Raw genomic sequence first — 22,953 nt, 5'->3', positions numbered from 1 at the left:
CCCCTTTTAAAAATATATATCCGAGAATTCGTATTTCACTCTTTCCATCCGATCCATATCACGAGTAGGCTCATATATAGTTCCGTTAGTAGTGGAATTCTCGATGGGCAGTTCAATAGTAAATGTACTTCCCTCACCTAATACACTTTCAACGTACAGTGTGCCTCCATGCAGTTCGGCTAAAGATCTGGCTAAAGGTAAACCAAGTCCTGCGCCTTCAGATAGACGATTAAAATTACGATTCAATTGGATGAACTTCTTAAAGACTTCGTTTAGATCTTTTTGCGCGATACCGATTCCCTCATCTGTGACGGAAATTCTTACAGTGTTTTGATCGGTTACCATCAATTTCACCAGTATCTGTTTAGCAGTCGCAGAGAATTTAATAGCATTTGAAATAAGGTTGAGTAGAATCCTGTCGAATTTATAAACATCCAATGCCATCATTACCTCTTCCACTTCAGGATCAAAGAGGAGTTGAATATCTTGAGACTTCGTATAGTCTGATACCGAGTCTACAATCCCGTCAATAATCTCTACAATATTATAATTGTATGTGCTCAACTCATACACTTCCGATTCCAACTTGGAAATATCCAAAATATTGTTGACCAATTTAATGAGACGATAATAATTTCCTATCGTGGCTTTATTGATATTGAAGAGTTCTTCCCTATGTTCTTCGAGAGAATTTTTTTCTAAATACAAGTGCACTAATTGTGCGCCACTGAATATGACACTTAACGGCGTTTTGAGTTCGTGGGATATATTAATGAAGATTTCTTCTTGCATTGTGAGTAGGATCTCCATATTTTCCGTTGCGATTTCCTCATCCGATATATCAAACCCTACCGCGACAATCTTCTCTACTATATTGTCACACGTAAATATGGGATGGAATATAGTTTTTGTATACCTTTTCTCTCCTTTTAACATGGCTTGATGTTTGTGTACAAAAGGAATTTTAGTTGTAATGGAAGTGTGGATTTCATTTTTCACGTCATGTAAATTATCTGCTCTATAGAAATCAAAAAGCGATTTTCCGATAATATCTAGTTCTGTAGAGATATTGCTTCGCTGCATCTGAATAAATTGAAATGCGTATTGATTAATATAATCGATTTTATAATCTTCTGGAGAAAAGGACACATAATAAATGGGAGACACATCCATGTTTTCTCGTAGTGCTTGATATTCTACTGCTTTATGGACGAGCGCCGTGTTTTTGTAAATCAAAATAGCTCCGTCTATATTTCCTGCCCTATCATAAAGGGGTTGGCCTTCACATGAAAAATACGTCGTAGATCGTTCGCTCGTTGCAATGATTTTGTGATTACTTAACTTTTCACCGCGTAACACTCGCCGATCGGGCGTATTTTCAAAGGCGATCTTTTCTCCATTTACATCGTTTAATTCATGCGCTTTATATGCTGTTTCACTGGAAATCGGTTCCAAACCCGTGACGCCTGACGGAGGATAGGGAGATAGGAAATCTTTGGCCCTATTATTTATATAGACATAATTCCCGTTCTTATCCAAAACATTAATCGCATCCGACATATTATCCAGAATCAGTTGCGTCCCTTCATAACGTTTTTCGAAACAGTTTCTCTCATAAGCCCTCTCCGTCACATCATAAAAGGAAACTACGGCAAACTGACGATCGCGTTCCCCCGTAATCATTTTTATATTGATATCCCAATACGTCGCCATTCCCCTAGCCCCGACAACCTTCACTTCAAATTCATGAAGAGACAAGCCTTCGGATAGTACACCCATGATGGCGACTGAAAATACGGCGTGATTACCTAACACATTGTCGGAATTACTATCCATCGACGATAAGACGTCCATATAGTTCTCGTCATACTGCAGAAGAATTCTTTCTGGATAGCTAAAAATCGCGACAGAACCATTTTGATTGGCTGCGTTGCTTCCGAAATTATTTAACGTGAAGTATAATGAAGGACTTTCCAGCTTCTCAAAGTAATAGACGCTAACATCGGAGTCCAGTGTGCTGAAGCTAATTGTCACTTCTATCGGCAATAGTTCATCGTTATAAATATAGACGTGCGCTTCATCTTGGATAGTTTGAATGGATAGTTGATGTTCAGATTTTAGTAATACGCCTACATCTGTAAGTGATAGTCCTATGAGATCTTTTTCTTCATATCCAGTTAATCGCAAGAATCCATCACTGACTTTATAGATTTCATTGTTTTTCGCATATATATGAGGAATGTCTGTTTTTCTATTTATATTCATTACCACTTGCTCGCACTTCCCTTTTTTCGACAGTAAATATATAGTCGTTAGTCGCCGGATACGCCAATCGTACCGAAATAGGTTTCTTCACCATTTTTATAGACCTTGGAATACGTAAATTCACGATCTGATTTAATTCGATATAGCCAATAGGTATCTTCTGTCGGCTCATCATTTTCATTCAAATATATATGCATAGAATCTTTATCTGTTTCGATATCCAACCCGCCAAAACCTTTTTCGTTAGCGAGAAAATCCTGCGTTACGTATAAGTATTGAATATGTGCTTTATCATAATATTTATATATTCCGTTGCGTTCTATATCCTGACTCCCCTGTACACTCTGAATGAATCTTTTGACGTTTTCGTTGACTTGCTCCTGCTTTACTTCCGAATAGGATACTGTATTTTCAGCGCATCCGACCAACAGGCTACTAAGCACAAAAATGAGGAAAAAGAGCTTTTTCATACGCGCCACTCCCTTCTTTTAACTAAATATACCATTTCTTTCATTCGGTTGTCTTTCAATAATGAAATTTTCTGGAAATCAACCAGTAGAGTACTTGCATTTCCCCATTCCTTTACGTATTTGTGGTAAAATAGAGAGAAGATTCAACAAAGAGTCAAGTCACATATTCTATTTCCTAACAGAGTAAAAGAAGATTTTATTTTAAAGGAGGAATTATAAATGGCTAAAGACGACCGAAAAGAAATTGTGAAGGCAAATGAAATGCGCACGAAGGAAATCGCCAGAATGATCGATGAAGGCGGGATGGGCGCGGATAAGTATTATGATATTAAAAAAGTGTCACCGGAAGAAGAAATTGTAGAAGTATCCAAAGATAAAAATAAGTAAATGGCAGATCTGTCTGTGAAGTTACACCATTATCTCCAACATATATTTCAGTGAAAGGTGGAAACGAATATGACGAATGACGGCCGCAAAAAGATTGTGAAGGAACATGAAATGCGCACGAAAGGTATTTCAAGAATGATCGATGAAGGTGGAGTAGGTGCAGATAAATACTACGACATCGAAAAAGATGGAATTAAGGGAGAATATGTTCCGATTGATGATAAGGTGAAACGTGACGACGATAAATAAAGAATCCACTTAACACGCCACTTGCCGGTATCGGTACGTGGCGTGTTTTTAGTCTATGAACGAAAAAAGACCCCCGCATAAAACGGAAGTCTCTCATTCTTATAATATATACTTATCGATCTTCAATACCAATTCAGCAATTTCCGGCTTACTGACTTGATCATCAGCTCCGACGCTGTCCCCTTTGTGCTTCAGATCATCTGTGATGAGTGATGAGAAGATAATGATAGGTAGACCGGATAGTTGCGGTGTTTCACGCACACGTTTTGTGAAGTGATGACCGTCCATTTGTGGCATCTCAATATCCGTAATGACCAACTGGACTTCCTTCTTCACGTCTACACCGTCCGCCACTAACGACTCCAAATAATCGAACGCGTCTTGACCATTTTCATAAAAGTCGAGATTTGCGTAGCCTGCTTCACTTAGCGTATCATGCAATAACTTGCGCAATAGCGGTGAATCTTCTGCAACCAAAATACGTTTATCCGAACGCTCACGTTTCCCAAGCTTCTTCACTTGCTCCACGTTAATACCCGCTTCCGGATTAATATCCAAAATGATCTTCTCGAAGTCAAGCAACAGCAACATTTCGCCATCGAGCTTGATGACGCCGATGACTTGAGAGCTCTCTGCTGCATAGATTCCAGAAGGCTTCTCAATTTGATTCCAAGAAATACGGTGAATCTGTGTGACGTTGTGTACACGGAAGACAACCGTTTGTTTATTGAAAGCAGCGACGATATACTTGGCATCTTGCGGATTTTCCGATGGCGCCATTCCTAAAATCTTTTCCATACTGACGACAGGTAATACTTCACCACGTAGCTGAATAATTCCCTCTACCGCAAAATGCGCGTGGGGGATCGGTGTAATCTTCAATGGCATGATAATCTCTTTTACTTTGATCACGTTAATGCCGTAGCGATTACCTTGCATCTCAAATCCGACAATCTCCAGCTCATTTGTGCCGCTTTCCAATAAAATCCCTGAATCCTTGGACAAATTCTTCCACCCTCTCAGACAATGTGGTCTATTCATAGTATATTTATCGATAAATTCCATAACTTGTTGGTGCGATAGGACTAGTATACCATAGAAACAAACTCTCAATCTAGGACAATGAAAATAAATCTAGTTCCTTACTTACTGCTACCGTCCGTTACGGATTATTTGGACAGAGACGCTGTTTATTGGACTCCAACACCCATTCTTCCAATTGCGGAACGGTTAAAGGCTTGGAGAAATAATATCCTTGAAAGATCAAGTCTGGCTGTAAGTCAAGCAAGAAGTCCACTTGTTTTTTCTTCTCCACACCTTCAATCACAATAGAAAGATCCATTGAGCAACCAATCGCAAGGATGGCATTCAGTACAGCACACTTTTTCGCTGGTGCTGGTACTTCATCCGTAAAGGACTTATCTATTTTCAGCGTCGTAATGGGCATCTGCTGTAAAAAGGACAAAGAAGACACGCCTGTTCCAAAATCATCGAGTGCGATGGAGAATCCATAGCGCCTAAATCGTTTCATCGCAGCAATAGCCTGAGTCGTGGACTTGGCAGTACTTGTTTCCGTCAACTCCAGTTCAATACGGCTCGGATCGAATCTGTATGCATTGGTCTCTTTCCATAACAGATCGAGTAATTGTGGCTCAATCACATATTCACCCGGAATATTGATCGCTACTTGCGGGATATGAACGCCCTGCGAATCCCAGTTATGAATCTGTCCGCACACTTCTCGAATAATCCAGTCCGTCACTTCTCCCATACGCCCTTCTTGCTCCAATATCGGAATGAACGTCGCTGGCGGGATGGCTCCGAGTTTTGGATGCGTCCAGCGAAGCAATGCTTCTACGCCGACGAATTCTTCATTGTTTCCTCTTACTTTCGGTTGATAGACAATATAAATATGATTTTCATCAAGCGCTTTGTTAATATCGCGCAAAACATCCTGCTCGTATGACATGCCATGACTCGCGGGATCAAACGTCAGCAATCCCCATTCACGGGAAGCAGTCGCTTGTTCAACGACCATTAATGCTTCTTTATATAACGTCTTCACTGTCTTATTCTGGTCAGCCTTGGCCAAACCACAGACGTACCGCATCTCTTGGCGTTTAATAGGCAGCAATTGATCAATCTCACGTTGCATAATGACCAAGTTTTTATAAAAGTCCGCCGAACGGCCTGCTTGATGCACGCAAAACAGATAGCGATTACCGCTCACTCTGTATAGTTCCGCAAATGGCGGTTTCCATTTCGACAGCAACTCACCGATTTCTTGTAGTATCTTATCCCCTGCCATATAACCATATAATTGATTGATACGCTGTAAATCAGGGAAATTCCAAATGGCAACATCACCGGCTGCCACTTCATCCGTCAAACAACGCTCCCAATTTCGTCGATTCGGGAGTTTCGTTAGCACGTCAAAGTACTTCAGCCAATAATCCAAATAACCGTCGACATAGGAAGTCAATAACATGCCTAGTAGCAATAACCCAACGCCAACCCCGATCAACGTATTCATGATCTGCATATGCATGATGGACTCACTTAATGCTTGTCCTTCTTCTATATAATACGAAGTAGCAAAAATACCCAAGTAATGTGCAGATAACGTCCCCATTGCCAGGCTTAACGTAGCGATCCATTTCGATGACGACGTACGTTTGGGATGACTAATTGCCTTCAGCGCAACATACGCAAACAATCCACCCGCTATATTCCCAGCAATCACTAGTTTCCAATCGTGGATAATTAACGCATCCGCCTTTAATGCCTTCATGCCAAGAAAATGCATGAGACTCATACCAAAAGCAATCGACGCAGCGGCTAGCGCATGTCGCCAACAAGCTTTCAATGGAGCTTGCACGAGCCAGAACGCAAATATCACCGTCAGAAAGATCGGTACTATACATACAAATGCCCAACCGTACTGGATGTGCATTTCAACTGGAATCAATAAAGAATTCATCGACAGAAAATGGGTGGCCCAAATTCCGAATGATAAAGCGAGTGTCGCCAATATTAGCCACACTTCCCGTTTGAAGAAACTCGGTTTCAACATCCGATCATATAATACGAGCGCGGTATAGGAAGCGAACGCTATAACTAAAATAGATAATAGTATCATCTTAGGTGAAAAGGATCCGATTAGTTGTGTGTATTCTTGGTTGTCTAGTATCGAATTCATACGTTCCACCCCCTCATCCCTTATTCAAAAAGGGAAATTCATACTTTATAATGATTCTTATTACTCATATCAAACATTGTATAATTGGAGTTGCTTACTATTCATTATTTACTATTCGTCGATTCTAGTCAATCATTTTCAGAAACCTTCAGAGCATTTAATTTAAAGCCACTTGGAATACTAGATATTGGACTATTTCAATAGTGTTACCCTTTAACTTGCAACAGATAAAGATTTTGTTGTCATTTTCAATAAATAAAAGCGATCAGAGTTGTCTAGTGACATTTCTGATCGCTTTATAAATATTACGAGAATGAACAAACGCAAGGGACAGTTTCATCCTGAATCTTCAAGAATCCTTCTATTCCTTCTCTATCCATTCGTTCTCTATATTCTTTTAATGTATATGGACCACCATCTTTTTTCAAGATGGAGACATCCTTTTCGAAATGCTCTCTGAAGTTCTCTTCCATTTCTTCTTGTAAAGCATATTGATCTGGCCAAACCTTATATAGTTGCGCATAGTGTTGGAACCCACCTCTGACACAACGACCAGCACAGTTTGCGTGAGAGAATCCTAATTCATACATTCTAGGAAGCTTAATACCCCACTCCTCTTCGATAATGACTTTGACGTCTATATCTTCACGGAATGTTTCAATCATCGGAAATCTAGTCTCAACAGGTTCTAGCGGTCTGTGCTCATAGAACTCTTTAAGGTTGACTGCACGATGAGATTCATGAGGTCCAATTCCAAAGTATAATATTGGTTCTAAATTATGTTCGTCGCGCAATTCTTCTAAGAAGAATATCGTTTGTTTAACCTTTAATTCTTCTGAACACTTCGCCAGTCGAGAATTTCCTAGGAAACGTGTATCAATAAATACTTCTTCAGGTGTTCTACCATCTATTCTTTCAGTAACTTCTATACCTATATAATCAGCTACCTCTTCCATAAATCTGTAGTTATCTTCGTCTTCCCAAAGTGTATTCGTGAAAAACAAGATACAGTTTTCTACTCCATGAGTTTGTACCATTTGGTAAGCTACATACGCACTTGAAGCTCCACCACTATACATTGCAACATGAACAGGCTTTCTTTCCATCAGTACCACTCCTATTCAAGATACTTGTCAAGTAGCTTATACATAATATAGTTAAGCTCTTTTTTCGAAATATTTCTCCCTGCACTCTTCAACATTCTGTCCACATTATTAAATACTACTTTGGATTTAGTTGAAAGTTCAACAGGTTCAATCTGTTTATATACATCATTATAATTCAATTGAATCATATCTTCATTCAATTGAACTTGAGAATTCTCTGATGTAAATGATTCATAATCGTTCTTTAATTGTTGCTGATAAAGTTCCAGCGTAGTGTCCGACCAGTTCTCTAAGCTTATACCAATATACTCTTCCACGAATTGGTCGATATTTTGCACAGCAATTATACTGGTTAAAAGTCTATTTCCAGCAACTTTCTTACGATCTATATTCTCTACAAAAGCTGCCTTCTCTTCAAAGTTCTCTATAGCTAAAGTTTCAATAAGCTGGTTTGTAACATATATTTTGAACCTAGCAAAGAAGCTACCCATTACAGTTATAGACTTTTCTATAGTTTGTATATCACCTTCACATAAAGAGTGAATTTCTTTCATACTTTCTAACGGACTTATTTCAGTTCTTCTAATTAATTCACGTAATGTTTTTTCGTTTTCAGGAATAGCATCCGTAATTTGAGTCACTCGTGGCAATTGACGCAACCAGTTTAATAATCCGCTACATGCCTTAATCAATAATGTCCTATCCTTAACATTATCACTAATATAATCTTTTACTACGCTTTCAACGTCTTCCATGAATGAAAGCAGATCTTCTGAGTAATGATGGAATTCGTATTGATAGTTTGAATAATTATCAAACATCGCATACACTTTTTCTGCCTCTATCGTAGATACAAACATATCATTTCGATAAAACATCAATTGATCCCATCTGTCTCTTAATAACATAACGAACAACAACGGAACTAAAGGTTTTCTGATACCAAATGGTGGTTTAATCATAATATCTACAAGCTCTTTTAGATTACCTTTTGGATTAGAAGTAATTTCTTCCAATAACTTATATCTAATAGAATTCAAACTAACATTTTCAATATGGTTCAAATCAGTTAAATTGATCTTATTGTTCTTTAGTACAGTAGCATAAATTAAATAATCCGGTCCTTGTCCTTCAATCCCTAAATTTTCTTTGTCAAAATCCACTAGAATGCCGTTTAGAACTTTGTATAAGGCGTTTTGTTGCATACCGTTTACATGCATACGATTAACAGCCTCATTAAGAATCAAAGGCATTTGCCCAAAGTGCTTTTCCATAATATCACTTATTCGATTTTCCAAATCAATATCATCATAGATATGGACATTCTGGCCGTTCAAGATCCACGTAGGTTCCCTAGAAAAGTCTACGTATTGACTTAAAAAACCTGACACTTCATGAAGAAGTTCTTCTTGCAGTACTAAGAGTTCTTCTTCTAATAAAGCGTATTCACTCAATATCTTCTTATTAGTCAACAAACTCGCAACTACTAATTCTTTGTCTATGAGCGGTTGAATTTTTGAAAATGGATCTTTAATTATGCTAAACATGATTCTTTCACTATTGTACGAACTAACTTTATCTTTAACTAATTCAAAGTTAGCTACTTTATCTAAAAGCACAAAATAAATATAACCGTCAGCATCTTCTATCTCAGTTTCACAAACAACGATATTTTCATTTAACACATCAGCTGAAGATACTAATTTTACTTTCATAAATCTCGTCATACTTTTTCTATCATTATATTCATTCGCTAAGTAATACTGTTTCTTTAACAACCCCTCCATAAACTGGGTTCTCTTTTCATTATTAAGTTTTAGAAAAGTTTTATTCTCATCAATTAATTCATCAACAATAACTGAGCTACCTTCATTAAGTTCCCAGACTTCCAATATACGATTGTATCTAATGAATTTACTGTTACTAGCTGATTCTAAAATTTCATTAACTTCTTCTAGCAAGATCCCAGTTGAAAATGCTATTAATTCATTATCCAATTTATAAACCGAGTTAGAATTGCTAAGTTCCCAAAGCGTTATAAAACGTAAAATTTGATATAGTTTTTCATTAGTATTATTTCTTGAAATATTACTCGTTACCTTTTTATACAAGTAAAAAGATTTAAATACTTCGTCATCATAATCGTTCTCTAATTTTTGATTGAAAAAGAAATCGAATAATTTATGTGTATAGTAATAATTATCACTTTTAGATATATGATTTATTAAGCCACCAGAATCCTTACTTTCTAAAAAGGTAAATAATGTTCGTTCGTTCTGTCCAAACACTTTTGATATTCTAGGTAACATAAATAAAGCCACTGGATGTATAGGGAAAGCACCTTCAACTATAACCTTCTCAACTTCTTGTTGATTAAGTTCATCGAAAAGATTAAATTTCCTAACCTCCGCAACGCTTTTACCAAACTCTTCTAAAGTAAATATTGAAGGCTGAACTATTTGTGATGTATATTGCTCAGCAATTCTATAATATGTCGCTGTATCACTTTCAACGAAATAACTATTAAAGCGTTTTTCAATTCGCTGAAATTCAGACTTATATTCTTCATTGAACGTCAACATATATTGCGCCATACTCTTGTGTGAAACTAATAATAAATGAAGCAGTCCCTTCGAGCGTGATGCGATCTCCGCTAAGTCTTGAATATCTTGCATCGTCTTATAAATTTCATCAGATTTTAATGTCTGAAGGAATCGTCCAAACTCATCGTAGACCAAAAAAATTCCTATGTTTTTTTCTTCTAGGATTTCTAGAAGCGCTTCTATCTTTTCCAAAAACAACTGACTATTATCAGCTTTATAAGTCGCTCCAGCCGTTAGTCGAGGATATATTTCTTTGAACCATTCTAATTCATGATTCATTTCCAAAACAAATAAATCTAGCCATTGTTTTACGTTTAGATTCTTCTTTTGCTTGACTATGCTAGAAAACTGTTCATAAGTATGTGGGTATTCATTTTCCCACTTTTGAATGATAGTAACGACTGTTTCCTCATCCGAAGATAAATTCGCATCAATATTATGTTTTTTCAGTTCTCTATTTATCGCTGTAATTACTGCCTCACTAAAAGAGCCTTCGTAACCTGACAAAGTGACAGGCAGATATATTTTCTCAACTTTAGGCAACTTGGAAATTACTTCGAAAATGTCTTGATGAACCTTTTCAAATTTATGCGTTAGTTTATCAATAGTCTTTAACGAAACAGATTTACTAACGATACTTGCAATAATCGAAGCGATTAACGACTTTCCACTTCCATAAGGTCCGATCATTATATGTGATGTGCTAGCGCCCTTCTCCACAAAACCTGTTGCCAAACCAATTAAAGATTCTGCGTGGGATGGAGTTGGTAAGTATCTATCTAAAAATTCTTTATTCCCTATATCAAACTTAATATTTACACTTGTTTTAAATGATGTATTTGACGTCATTATGTATTCAACCTTTCAGTTTCAGCACTTCATATAGAAACTTATTGGAGTCTACTCTTGGTACCCTGAGCATATCCAAGTTATTTGTACGGATAAAAGCGATGGGATATTGAGTATGCAGAGTGAGATCATTGAGTATATTTACAATAGTGACTCTGGATAGGTTATATACCCGTCCCCACATGCCTTCTTGCTCAATGATTTCCTCAATATCGATTTCATATCTATCGTTTTCTTCACAATAAACTAATAATGTATAGAGTAAAAACCCATATTGTCCACGTGGTATAGAAGGTTCACGCTTATAGATAGTGCCATTACGATCTACTAACAAGCCTAATTTAAATAACGGACTCAGTGTAACCTCTTCAGGGTCCTCGTTATTTCCACCTGCAGTATACATTCTTATTAAACAGTCTACATCACGCTTTATAGAGTTCTCTGAGACAACACGCGTTTCTACACTTTGTACCCACTGTGATAATTCTGTAAATATCTCTTCTTTTGTTGTTACGGTTTCAGAAAATAGATTAAAAAACCAGTACCACGTCGAACTTGGTTCTTTGTCTTTGACTAAAAAGTAATGTAATAAAGCTGCTGTTTCAAAATGTTGAACTGTAATATCTTGTTCTTTTACCCATTTGCCTAACTCAGTAAGCTCGTATGTTTTTGACTTTCTATCCTCTTCCATTACCCCTGTAGCTTTAACCCAATGCCTAAGTGATTGAACCATGTTTTTACCTAATCCAATTTTTTCAAATGCATCTTTTTCATATAAAAAGGATGGCTGTTCGACTGTATTACGAATAGCTTTACTAAGCCAACGATCTCTCAAGTAAAAACTTTGATGTTGATTGTACCCCATTTTGCCACTCCTTATTTACTGGTTCTGTTGTCCAGTAGATGTGTTTCCAAAAGAAGAAGTTATTTTTAAAAAATAACTTCATTCCAACTTTCTAATTCTTTGGGAATAATTAGGTCTATCAACTAAAACTTCTTCGATTTGTAATTCCTTAATCCAATTTAATAAATTACTAAGCAAGACCTTTACTTCACTTCTATATATTTCTGGATTATCAATCATTGCATTATGCAATTTCGACGATAAATTACCGAAGTATATTTCTCTTTCAAAAGCATTAATAAACCATTTATAACACTTCAACTTCAATAATCGCTCCCTAACAAGTTGGATATCTGAGGACTCTTCTAAACTCAAGCCTAAAAGGGCTCTGTCACGGCTATTCATATCGTAGGGAGAGATACTGAATAATAGTTCTGATACCCACAGCTTATCGGGAATTCTCACTAAACTTTTTTTTATTTCATTACTCCATTCTAGTGTAAAATGCTCTTCATCACTATTTCGATTTTTAGACTCTTCTAATTCGAACAACATCTTTTGGTATAGCACATCATTGATAGTCGTAGCTCTATCAAAGAAAGTTATGATGTTTGAGTAATCTGCATTATCAAGATTACCATATACTATGGTCTCTATATTAGAATTTTCTTTAAGTCCTAATCCAGATAAAGTAACATTAGCACTACCTATACAAAATTTGTGCTTATCAAATATAAATATTTTAGAATGTAAATCTACATCAATAAACAGTTCCCAATTATTCTCTTTACAATAATTCACTAATTCTATATCAGTGCTACCATAAAGAATATCTTCTTTTCGAAATCTGACTAAAACCTTTTTATTTATCCTAGTTGTTTGTAAGTCAGAATCTATTCTCTTCAAAGCATTTAACTTCACAAAAGCCGAAACAATTAGTAATTCAGTTTCAACAGACTGAAGTTCTTCTTTTATAAATGGATAGATATCTTCCGAATGAAATATACTATTCATATCAATCTCGCCTTCTAAGAAAATCCTTTGAATACCTCCCCCAGTCTTGGCGAACATTCTGAATATCATCACGTCGAGGCCCATCTGGCGTTTCATCCTCATACCTTGCCCACGCTGCTAATAATAACTTTAATCCATCAGATGCCTTATTAAGCCTCTTTCGCAGTTCATTTGCACTACTTTCTTCTTCACTATCATTAAATACTTCTAAAAGATTTTCATATGCAGGATGGGATTTATTCAATAATATATTTATTTTCCCACCACCTGTTCTCACACTAAAAAAGGCATCTCCTTCAAAAGCGTAATCAATAAATGAGTACTTAGAGTCTTTAGATATAATTTCACTTGAGAACTTTTCTGCACTTTCTTCGTCAAATCCACTATCTATTAAATCTTCCTTTATTAATGCATGTCTTTTCTCTTCCGATTCACTTTCACAACTATCACTTTTTCCGACATATCCTTTTTCTTTACGTCCAGTAGTAACATCGGTTGCGGTTGCTTCTACTCTTTCATTTTCATTATGTCTTAAGTCAGGCTTACTCCCTTGATTCTGTCCTTTTATAGTCTTTCTTAAATGACTAGTAATTCTCCTATTTACATATTCACATATCTCTATTAAAGACGCGCGCGGATCCTCTTCATCTTTGTACTGTTCAATTATCTTTATTAGTGTAGTACCCTTATCTTGTTCTTTTTTAATTTCTTCCATCATGCTTAATACGTCAGTTAAATTTCTGGCGGACTGTTTATTATTGGAGACACCCATAAGTTCATCTAGCGATGGCGGAAATTCTATTTCGACGCCCCACCATCTTTCTGTGGGTTCTGTTTTATTAACTAAACTTACATCTAGCTCTAATTCCCTTCCCGCTCTCAGTATTGAAACTCCTAAGTTTTTACTCGCATGTTTCCCATATGGTCTTAAGCCAGCATTATGCCCTTCTCTGGCTTCTTTCTTAGCGTGAGCTAAACGAACATATACTTTATGAATCTCATCTTGATACGGAATTTCAAAAACCTTTTCATAATTTTCAAATCCCATATACGGTTCAAACATAGGTACTTTATCATAAGGTTCGGGACAGCTAGTGTTTTCCATAAGATAAAGTGGGTCATTAGGCAATGCAAAAGTTTCTTCCTTTGTACTTCTTGAATCATTAAAAATAGTAAAGTTAATTTGCAAAACTTCGTTTTGTAAGAATTTTCTATACATGCGACCAATTAGTAACTCTGAATGACTTACAAGAGTTTGTCCTTTTGTCCACATCATTCTGTCCAAATTAGTCCAGACTACTAATGTACCCGATTCACCAAATTTCTCTCCTTTTTGTACCCATAATTCAGGAATTGGCGTAGAAGAAACTTCAGGTATTTCATTTGTTTTTCTTTGTTTAATATCATCTATATCTAAAAAAACATGTTTTGCATTCTCTATACCGTCTTGCCAACTCCAGACATCAACTCTTTTGCACTGTGATATTGATGAAGCGGGAAGACCCATTCCAAATCTACCTATTCCGGTTCTTTGACTTTTCTCTAATCTTGTTCCATTACCAAATTGGAGACAGTATTTTAATACATTTTCACTCATTCCTATACCATTATCTAAAACTGCTATTTGATCTAATCTTGATATATTACGATCATTCACCATGATTTCTTCTTCTTTACATAATAATTGAACGTAATCAGCTTGTGCTTGAATAGAGTTATCTATAAGCTCTGCAACCGCATATGCTGTATTTTTATACCCATTATCTCTCATAGCTTCTATCGCTAAATGCGCTGGAACATAAGAATTATCTATTATTGTAGTAGTTCTATTCATGACCAAACATCCTCCCAATTTTCAAATGCCTCTGATACTGATCTAAATCCCGGTAAGTCCTGATCTACTATTGTTACAATTTCTGCTTCTTCATTACCTCCTGCATTTATGCCCCTAATCGCTCTACCAACCATTTGACTATACAAAACTAAAGACAAGGTTGGTCTACCAATTATTGCTGCGCTTGTTGTAGGAGCATCAAAGCCTGTAGTCAAAACTCCAAAATTGCATAATACTTTAGATTTGCTTTCATCATTTTTAAAATCATTAATTATTTTTTGTCTTTGTACTTTATCAGTTTCACCAGTTAGAGATCTTGAGTGTATACCTTGTGATTCTAGTACAAAAGAAATCATATCTGAACTTTGTACTGAAGGGGCAAATAAGATAATTCTTTTATGATTCGCACACAACTTTATTGCTTCATTCACTATAAGTAAATTTCTCTTTTCGTCCTCAGCAAGTTTAGTCAATATATCGTGAGGCATATCTTTAGATAACGAAATTTTGTTTTTCTCTTCTTCCGAAAAAGTATTCTCATCGTATACTAAAGGCTTATAATTCACTTTTGATAAATAGCCGCTTTCCGTCAGAAAATCAACAGGATTCTCATATCCTTTAATCTCTAGCTTTACTTTTGTTCTCGAAAAGAAAACTGCTAACTTCATATCTTCTTCGATATTATTATAAGTTCTTCCAGGCGTTGCGCTTAGACCTAGCAAAGATTTAGATTTCCCTAATGATAATAATGTCTCAAGTAGAAATTCATAAGTAGGTGCGATTGCTTGGTGCGCTTCGTCCATTATTATAAATGAAGTCTTTTTAGCAAGTTCCGATATAAATTTATTCCCATCATCGCTTTTAAATCTACTTACCATTTTAGGTAATCCTGCTACTATAAATCCCTCATTAATTTCTTCAATATTTATATCGCTATTTCCCCAAAAGTTATAAACCTTTATAGAGCGATTACCTAAAGTAGACCACGCTTTTAAAAACTCGTCTGCGGCCTGAATACATAATTCTTCGGTTGTAGCAAACCAAATTACAACGGTTGGCTCATTACTTCTAAAGTGGTCACAGATAACATTCATAGTAGTTCTAGTCTTACCTGAACCTGTTGGCATATGCAAGAGCACTCTTTTATTATCTTTGTATAGTAATTCATTAGTTTTCAAAGCCGCTGCTCTTTGATGCGGAAATAAACTGTAATTTCCTTGAACATCATATTCCGAAATCATTTCTAAACTCTCTTCTTTACGATACTCAACATTAAAGAAACCAAATAATCTTTGTTGTCTTTGGGATCCTTCTCTGAAATTCGCCTTTTGGATAATTTCGTAAATATGACTTACTGGAACACGTGATGAATATAAGCCCAAGATTTCACTTAAAGCTATTACTTCTTCTTCCTTCATTAAATATATTAACAAATCTCTATACTCCTTAGTCTGCAATAATGAGTACGGACTATGCAAACGAAGAATAAGTTCTTTCAATTCTCTATTGTAAAGTGAACCTTCTTTTAACAGACGAAGTATCTTAACCGTCTGAGATCCCATCATTTGTTGAAGAGTATATTCGTCTGCTCTACTTAAAAGATTTTTTAATTCCATGAATATCTCTCCTAGTAAAATTAAATACTTTAAACAGGTCTATAATAGCATAAATTGTATCATTATATTTATCAGCTGTAAGTTTTATCAATATGTTAGATAGAAAAATAATAAAAGTGAGCATTTTCCTACAAAATTTACTAATAAATTTGCTATATGGATAATAGCTTCTATTTACCTAGTACACCTTATATCATAAACTTTTTTAAATACTTAGTCTATGCAATTATACATTCTGTAATTAACACTAACATAACCTCTACCGTCCACTTCCTTTATCATCAATTGAATAAAAGAAGTCATTCTGATATTCTAATATCTCAACAAAAATGTCTGTATCACTTGAATGCCTATAAATAGTATTTCGTATTATAGAATTAAAGTCTGCATATATGGTTAAATTTATTTTATTCCTTAATCTAATTACTTCATTGATATCTCCGAGAGATGCCTCTCCTCCCAATTGATTTAGTTCATATATTATTTCAACTAATTGCTTATTACTTTTCATCACAGTCAATTCCTTCTAGTGATTTATTATCTACCCCATTTGTGGAATACCTTTATATAAGGTAAATTATGATTATAACAATAATTATTAATAGTTATTTTAAACGCAATTTATTCTATATACATAGTGATGTTGTATACTATGAATGCTTTTCTGCTTTTATAAAAATAGCTGAAATAAGTTGATTTCTTCTATAATGGACTTTTGTACCAAACGCTTATTGAACAAGTCTAATTATAGAGTCCAATTTTAAGAAGATAGCCTGAAATTAATTACACTATTACAAAGAAAAGAGTGACCAAATGAACCCCTACAAAATAGCCGTAATCTCCGGAGACGGAATCGGCCCAGAAGTAATCGACGAAGGCATCAAAGTAATGAAACGTGTAGCTGAACTGGACGGACGGCTTTCATTCGAATTCACCCACTTCCCATGGGGCTGCGAGTATTACTTGGAGCATGGACAAATGATGGCGAGTGACGGGATGGAGCAACTCGAGAAATTTGACGCGATCTATTTAGGCGCTGTCGGATTCCCTGGAGTGCCTGACCATATTTCGTTATGGGATTTACTATTGATCATTCGCAAACAGTTCGATCAATATGTCAATATCCGTCCCATCCAGTTGTTGAACGGTGCGCCTTGTCCTATTGATAACGGAACGAAGGAAACGATTGATATGTTGTTCATCCGTGAAAACAGTGAAGGTGAATATGCTGGAGCTGGTGATTGGTTGTTTAAAGGTAAGCCGGAGGAAGTAGTGTTGCAGACGGGGGTGTTCTCTCGTAAAGGAACAGAGCGGATCATTCGGTATGCATTTGAGACAGCATCAGATCTTGGGAAGACGCTGACTAGTATTAGTAAAGCCAATGCATTGAACTATTCGATGGTCTTCTGGGATCAAGTATTTGAAGAAGTAAGTCTAGAGTATCCGCATGTGGAGACGGCAAGCTACCTGGTCGATGCGGCTGCGATGTTGATGATTAAAGATCCGGCACGATTCGAAGTGGTCGTTACGTCCAATTTATTCGGCGATATTTTGACGGATTTAGGCGCTGCACTAGCTGGAGGAATGGGACTGGCTGCTGGGGCGAATATTAATCCAGAAAAGACGTACCCTTCTATGTTCGAACCGATTCACGGATCGGCTCCGGATATTGCAGGTCAGCATATTGCGAATCCGTTGGCGGCTATTTGGTCAGCTAGTCAAATGTTCGATTTCTTTGGATTTGAAGATTTGGGTAAGTTGTTGTTGGATTCGATTGAAGAGTTGTTGGTGACGAAATCTGCCTTGACACCGGATTTAGGTGGTAGTGCTTCGACTATTGAAGTGGGCGATGCGATTGTGGCATTAATTGAATCGAAGTATGTATAACGTAAAATATAAATAGTTAATATAAAAAGGTGCTATTTTGCCAATAGCACCTTTCCTTAATAAATCATTATGTAAGATACCTACTTAAATTGTACTCATCATCCTTTTGTAGTCTTTCCCCCAATCTAACTTCTTCAATTTCTCTAAATCCACTTCATACATATTTTTATACGTACGCGCAATGTCTTCGACTAGCGTTTTTGATCCATAGTACAGAATGTGAAAGTCATCATCGCGGTATTGGACAACAAATACGTCGTCGAACTTCTCGAACGTATTCTTATTAAATACTATAAAGCTATTACTTTGTTGAGCAGTCGTTTTGACGCTAATCAACCGCCCTTGGCTCACTACGTCGAAGCCATGTTGATTCGTTTCACGGGCGAGTTGTCCGTCCGTCATCATGGCACAATACAATTCGCCAATCCTTCCAATCAGATGGCGCAATTCTGTTGGTTGGCACGACAAAACTTGTAACTCAAAACGTAATACACGAATATATTCTTCATACAAATTCTTAATCTGTTCGGGACTAATCGTATCGCGATTCTGCAAGTCTGCTGGATAGAGTGTTTTCACCCCATCCTTCCATTCCCCAATCACTACTTCTTCCTGCGTGCTTTTTGACTTGTGGAAAATCATTCCTGTGTATTTGGCATATTCTCCAATGTACTTATACGTACTTTTCGTTAGGTACACGAATAGATGTTTAGTAAATGTAATGCCATTATTAAAGCGGTTATAGCAAAAATCTGATGGAATTACGCTACTTGGATTTGTACCATGCATTAATTGAAGTTCGCGCTTCAAATCACCCGCGGTAATAATATCCCCTTCTCTTCCTTCCAGCACTTGCTTCATCTGGTCATAAATTTTCAATGAATTTCCTCCCTAAAAGTGTTTTCGTTATACCGATGCAAGTGAAAACAGCAAAATCCTTACTTCTCGTTGTTTTCACTAATGACCCAATTCGCTGTCCTAGAAGGAAATAAATCCAACCAGAAAATCTATTTATCTGCAAGCAGAATTATATGCGCTATCGATAACCTATCTCACTAAAAATTCTTATCCTTCGAGCTGTTCAATACGCTACCGATCCAATGTTTCTTTCGTAAGTAGTAATACAACCCCCACGTAGACAGAACGATGACGAGAATTGCTCCTACATAGCCATATTTCCAATCGAGTTCGGGCATGAATCTGAAGTTCATTCCCCATAGGGCACCCCAAGCGGCTACCGGTGTGAAAAGCATCGTGATGACGGTCAATGTTTTGACGATTTCATTGCCTCGATAGGAGGAGATGATCGATTCAAGATCGACCAGTTGGCCTATTTCTTCGTTGTATTCTCGGATCGTCTGGCGGCATCGTCGGATACGCCGACACGTTCGCTTGTAGAAATCCCCTTCCATGATGTCGTCTCCGAATGCTTCCACTGTGGCTTCTGAAATTTCCATGAACGGAATGACGAGGTTTTTCCAAACTAGAATTTCGAACCGATTGTCCATAATCTGTTCAAAGACCGGCTCATCATTCTTCGCTTTGACGCTCCACAGTAAATCATGCATCCGGTCTTCAAAGCTATCGATTTCTTGTAGAAATACGTTTGTGATTTCTCCGATGAGCACCATGAATCCTTCGATGGCATCTTCTGCTTTGTCCATGTATTTCAGTACTTGCTGTTGGGCAGCGCCTGTGAAGAACGCTGTATCGATCCCGGACGTTAGAAGGGTATCTTTTGTAAGGTAATAATGAAGGATGGTCTTTTCGCTGCGGACTTCAACGTTCTGGGAATAGACAACGGAGCCCCACATCGATTCCTTTCCCTCTTCAGTTCCGTCCATTTCTAGATTGCTATTTTGACGTTCGTTCAACGATATGGCCCAGCGTTTGCTGGCAAGTGGGATATCCGGTGACGCGTTAATCTCCTGTTGAGTGGCTGCATCAATGCGGACCCATGTCCAATTATTATACGCAAGTACAGGTTCCATCATTGGACTACCCCCTTTTTCTTTCTAATTTTCCTTGTTGAGAAACAAATTAAACATTTGAGCGCTAATTCCAAGTCCTTCACTTTCACCGCACTATGATAAAAGTTGAATTTCAATTAAATAAGCAAATTTCTCTTTCTGAAGTAAACATCAGTGATCTTCACTAGAGACCCTTTTTGCTCTTTTAAAGAAGAATAAAGCTATTCCAAGAGTCAGTATATCCGCAAGCGGAATCGCAAAGAAAATTGAAAAAGATGGACTGATAGTGAGAATATCATATTTCTCGAAGATGTACGGCAAGATGATCACAAGTGGTATGACGGACACGACTTGTCTCGTTACTCCGATGATGACGGCTTTCATTTCGCTACCTGTCACTTGAAGCAGTGTCATGATCGTATATGTCACGCCGAGAATGGGAAACGTGATGAAGATCACTTGGATGATCGACATGACTGAGTCGATGATTGCTTGATCCCCTGTGAATAGCACGAGAATATATTTTCCTACTAAGAATACGATCGCTGTGATTCCGATTCCGTAGAAGAAACAATACTGTACGGTTTTCTTTACGACGAGAAGTTTTTATCTTCATCGCCTTTTCCATTGAAGTACGCAATGATCGTTTGAACGGCTTGTGTGATACCAATGATTGGCATCAATAGTAGCATGTACATTTTATTGGCAATATTCCACATCGCGATATGTGCATTGCCGCCTACTGTCAGCAACTGATAATTGACGATGAATGCGGTTATGCCTGCCAATAGTTGAATCGTCGTTTGGGCAAATCCGATTTTGAACATATTATACGACATTGCGATAAACGCTTTTGGTGAAATGGGGTTGGATGTAAACCAGTTCTGGTTTTTCACTAGATACATGACAGCCAGCAGTGCGCACACTACTTCACTGAGGAGTGTACCGAGTGCGATCCCGACCATTCCGAGCTCCAAACCGAATGTCAGGATGGCGTTACCTACTACGTTGATGACGACAGAGAGAACGATGATGACGGCTTCCGCTTTTGGATTTCCGAATGCGCGTATGACACTTGTTAGCGTATACCCGATCGCACTGAATATATTGCTGATTATGATAATGCGTAAATAATCTTGCGCCAGTTCGTATACTTCCGCCTCGGCACCAAGCATCGACAATATGGAGTGCATGAATAAGTAGACGAGGAATGACGTACTGGCGCTGACGACGATCGTCATGATGAAGCCACTCTGGAAATAATTATTCAGTTTTGTTTTGTCGTTTCGACCTAAATATGTAGAGATCATAATAGCTGTAGAAATCGCAAACAGTGTTTGAAGTGCTACGAATACCGCCATCAGTGGGGATAATAACCCCATTGCGGTCAATGCACTTTCGCTTTGGCTACCTAAGTGCCCCGCAAAGGAAGTGTCCACGACCGCTGTCATCATTTCTATGAGTAAAGAAAAGATTGCTGGAATGGAGAAAGTCAGGATGAGTCTATTGATTGATTGGCTTTCATATACGTTATTTTTCATTGGATATCCCTCCGAAAATAACTATACCAATCGTAATAGGACACCTAATGTCTTATTTGAAAATGAACTGTGTATTTTCTTTGTAAGGAATAAATGTTCTTTCAAATTCTATTTTCGTACACTGTGCTTTTTTAATTGTAGAGATGTCAATCAATAGATAGTCCTCGTCGTAAGCGTAGAGGTATAACCCTTCCGGCCGTAATACATAACTAATCGGCGCGACCAGGATCTGCTCACCACCGCATGTGATTGCCAGTAATACTTCTTCATCCAAGCAATGATTGATTTTCTTATAAACGCTTTCGGTCATGTCTATTTTTTCTCCTGCAAAATCCACAACGAAATAATCATTTGCATCCGTCTCCAATAAATCAATCAACTCCGGTGAAATAAGAGCCAATTTTTTCATGACCTGATCTTTATTGCGGTTTGAAGAGATGCTATCGTACATTGACAGTGCAATAGTGATCGTTTGCAAGTCTTCATTCGTGAAGAAGCTTTCGGTTAATTTATAGCTCTCTTCTATATAGATCCCACCTTGATTTCCTTGCTTACACGTTATAGGGACGCCCATCATAGATAATTTATCCACATCTCGCTGAATCGTTTTGACACTCACTTCAAACATCTCGGACAATTCTTTATGGGTTACTTTTTTCACTTTCAATAGATACAGCAATATTTCAAATTGACGATTCCGTATGACGCTCCCTCCAATCTTTTCTATATTGGTCCTCTATGTATCGTAGCTTTTCCTATTATGTAATGAAAGTAATGAACGGTGTATTCACAAATAAAAAAACGCCACGGCATCTATATACCACGGCGTTTGATTTCTTCTTTAAGTAGTTCAATAAATGCTGGCTCTACACGTATTTTCTCTGTTCGCTCATAGGCTTCGAGTAATGCAGCGTTTGATAAATTCAGCATAAGGGGCACCTACTTTCTACGTAGTTTCAACTTTGTTTGTTTATGATACCCCTTACGTACAGCATGTAAACCATTAAATGAACTTATTGTATATTTATTTTGTAAACACATAGACATTTGAAGTAAAAGCATTATATTGGAAATAAATCTTTGCGATTTAAAATATAGTGTACTAATTTCCTACTTACA

Annotated in this window: 20 protein-coding genes; 3 read left to right on the top strand and 17 right to left on the bottom strand. The window is 37.1% G+C overall.

Going from position 1 to position 22,953, the window contains the following annotated elements; genetic code table 11:
* Window positions 1–6: 6 nt before the first annotated feature.
* Window positions 7–2,265, bottom strand: coding sequence for an ATP-binding protein (locus SporoP32a_RS11450; protein WP_232319645.1), 2,259 nt, complete (start codon window positions 2,263–2,265; stop codon window positions 7–9).
* Window positions 2,266–2,312: 47 nt separating this feature from the next.
* Window positions 2,313–2,735 carry a hypothetical protein gene (locus SporoP32a_RS11445; RefSeq protein ID WP_085427999.1) on the bottom strand — a complete coding sequence of 141 codons (423 nt, stop codon included), beginning with the start codon at window positions 2,733–2,735 and terminating at the stop codon, window positions 2,313–2,315.
* Between the two features lie 219 nt (window positions 2,736–2,954).
* Between SporoP32a_RS11445 and SporoP32a_RS16845 the strand changes: the two genes are divergently transcribed.
* Complete coding sequence (locus SporoP32a_RS16845) at window positions 2,955–3,122, top strand: hypothetical protein (protein WP_157129970.1); 168 nt, start codon at window positions 2,955–2,957, stop codon at window positions 3,120–3,122.
* Window positions 3,123–3,191: 69 nt separating this feature from the next.
* A complete protein-coding gene (locus SporoP32a_RS11440; protein ID WP_085427998.1) occupies window positions 3,192–3,371 on the top strand; it encodes a hypothetical protein in 180 nt (59 codons plus the stop codon).
* A 99-nt stretch (window positions 3,372–3,470) separates the two neighbouring features.
* Here SporoP32a_RS11440 and SporoP32a_RS11435 read toward each other — a convergent pair whose 3' ends face one another.
* From SporoP32a_RS11435 to SporoP32a_RS11395, 9 genes are all read right to left on the bottom strand, one after another.
* Window positions 3,471–4,376 (bottom strand): chemotaxis protein, encoded by a 906-nt coding sequence (locus tag SporoP32a_RS11435; protein ID WP_420542316.1) that lies wholly within the window; start codon window positions 4,374–4,376, stop codon window positions 3,471–3,473.
* A gap of 157 nt (window positions 4,377–4,533) precedes the next feature.
* Window positions 4,534–6,570 (bottom strand): EAL domain-containing protein, encoded by a 2,037-nt coding sequence (locus tag SporoP32a_RS11430; protein ID WP_085427996.1) that lies wholly within the window; start codon window positions 6,568–6,570, stop codon window positions 4,534–4,536.
* 305 nt (window positions 6,571–6,875) lie between these two features.
* Window positions 6,876–7,676: a hypothetical protein gene (locus SporoP32a_RS11425; RefSeq protein ID WP_085427995.1), complete on the bottom strand. Its 801-nt coding sequence runs from the start codon at window positions 7,674–7,676 to the stop codon at window positions 6,876–6,878.
* Window positions 7,677–7,687: 11 nt separating this feature from the next.
* Window positions 7,688–11,128, bottom strand: coding sequence for a hypothetical protein (locus tag SporoP32a_RS11420; protein ID WP_085427994.1), 3,441 nt, complete (start codon window positions 11,126–11,128; stop codon window positions 7,688–7,690).
* Between the two features lie 7 nt (window positions 11,129–11,135).
* Complete coding sequence (locus tag SporoP32a_RS11415) at window positions 11,136–11,993, bottom strand: DUF4007 family protein (protein WP_085427993.1); 858 nt, start codon at window positions 11,991–11,993, stop codon at window positions 11,136–11,138.
* Between the two features lie 78 nt (window positions 11,994–12,071).
* Window positions 12,072–12,986: a phospholipase D-like domain-containing protein gene (locus SporoP32a_RS11410; RefSeq protein WP_085427992.1), complete on the bottom strand. Its 915-nt coding sequence runs from the start codon at window positions 12,984–12,986 to the stop codon at window positions 12,072–12,074.
* A gap of 1 nt (window position 12,987) precedes the next feature.
* Entirely contained in the window at window positions 12,988–14,820 is a 1,833-nt protein-coding gene (locus SporoP32a_RS11405; protein ID WP_198166154.1) for an ATP-binding protein, read from the bottom strand.
* The gene (locus tag SporoP32a_RS11400; RefSeq protein ID WP_085427991.1) at window positions 14,817–16,436 is read right to left on the bottom strand and encodes a DEAD/DEAH box helicase; all 1,620 of its coding nucleotides are present in this window, start codon (window positions 16,434–16,436) and stop codon (window positions 14,817–14,819) included. The genes SporoP32a_RS11405 and SporoP32a_RS11400 overlap by 4 nt, the downstream gene beginning before the upstream one ends.
* A gap of 259 nt (window positions 16,437–16,695) precedes the next feature.
* Complete coding sequence (locus SporoP32a_RS11395; protein ID WP_157129969.1) at window positions 16,696–16,950, bottom strand: hypothetical protein; 255 nt, start codon at window positions 16,948–16,950, stop codon at window positions 16,696–16,698.
* 299 nt (window positions 16,951–17,249) lie between these two features.
* On the opposite strand from SporoP32a_RS11395, the gene SporoP32a_RS11390 reads away from it, so the two are divergent.
* The gene (locus SporoP32a_RS11390; protein WP_085427989.1) at window positions 17,250–18,323 is read left to right on the top strand and encodes a tartrate dehydrogenase; all 1,074 of its coding nucleotides are present in this window, start codon (window positions 17,250–17,252) and stop codon (window positions 18,321–18,323) included.
* 84 nt (window positions 18,324–18,407) lie between these two features.
* On the opposite strand, the gene SporoP32a_RS11385 is transcribed toward SporoP32a_RS11390, so the two are convergent.
* The 6 genes from SporoP32a_RS11385 to sda all read right to left on the bottom strand — a co-directional run bounded on the left by SporoP32a_RS11385 (window position 18,408) and on the right by sda (window position 22,764).
* A complete protein-coding gene (locus tag SporoP32a_RS11385) occupies window positions 18,408–19,202 on the bottom strand; it encodes a DUF7225 domain-containing protein (protein WP_085427988.1) in 795 nt (264 codons plus the stop codon).
* 176 nt (window positions 19,203–19,378) lie between these two features.
* Window positions 19,379–20,317, bottom strand: a complete 939-nt coding sequence (locus SporoP32a_RS11380) for a magnesium transporter CorA family protein (protein WP_085427987.1) — start codon at window positions 20,315–20,317, stop codon at window positions 19,379–19,381.
* Between the two features lie 147 nt (window positions 20,318–20,464).
* On the bottom strand, window positions 20,465–20,806 hold the full coding sequence (locus SporoP32a_RS11375) for an MATE family efflux transporter (protein ID WP_085427986.1): 342 nt from the start codon (window positions 20,804–20,806) through the stop codon (window positions 20,465–20,467).
* Window positions 20,807–20,883: 77 nt separating this feature from the next.
* Window positions 20,884–21,834 (bottom strand): MATE family efflux transporter, encoded by a 951-nt coding sequence (locus SporoP32a_RS11370; protein WP_085427985.1) that lies wholly within the window; start codon window positions 21,832–21,834, stop codon window positions 20,884–20,886.
* 52 nt (window positions 21,835–21,886) lie between these two features.
* Window positions 21,887–22,495, bottom strand: coding sequence for a helix-turn-helix transcriptional regulator (locus SporoP32a_RS11365; protein WP_198166153.1), 609 nt, complete (start codon window positions 22,493–22,495; stop codon window positions 21,887–21,889).
* A gap of 152 nt (window positions 22,496–22,647) precedes the next feature.
* Entirely contained in the window at window positions 22,648–22,764 is a 117-nt protein-coding gene (gene sda, locus SporoP32a_RS11360) for a sporulation histidine kinase inhibitor Sda (protein WP_085427983.1), read from the bottom strand.
* Window positions 22,765–22,953 lie beyond the last annotated feature (189 nt).

The sequence above is a fragment of the Sporosarcina ureae genome, assembly GCF_002109325.1.
GTDB lineage: Bacteria > Bacillota > Bacilli > Bacillales_A > Planococcaceae > Sporosarcina > Sporosarcina ureae_C.
The sequence above is the reverse complement of the archived record's forward strand: the minus strand, read 5'-3'. Positions and strand labels throughout refer to the sequence as shown.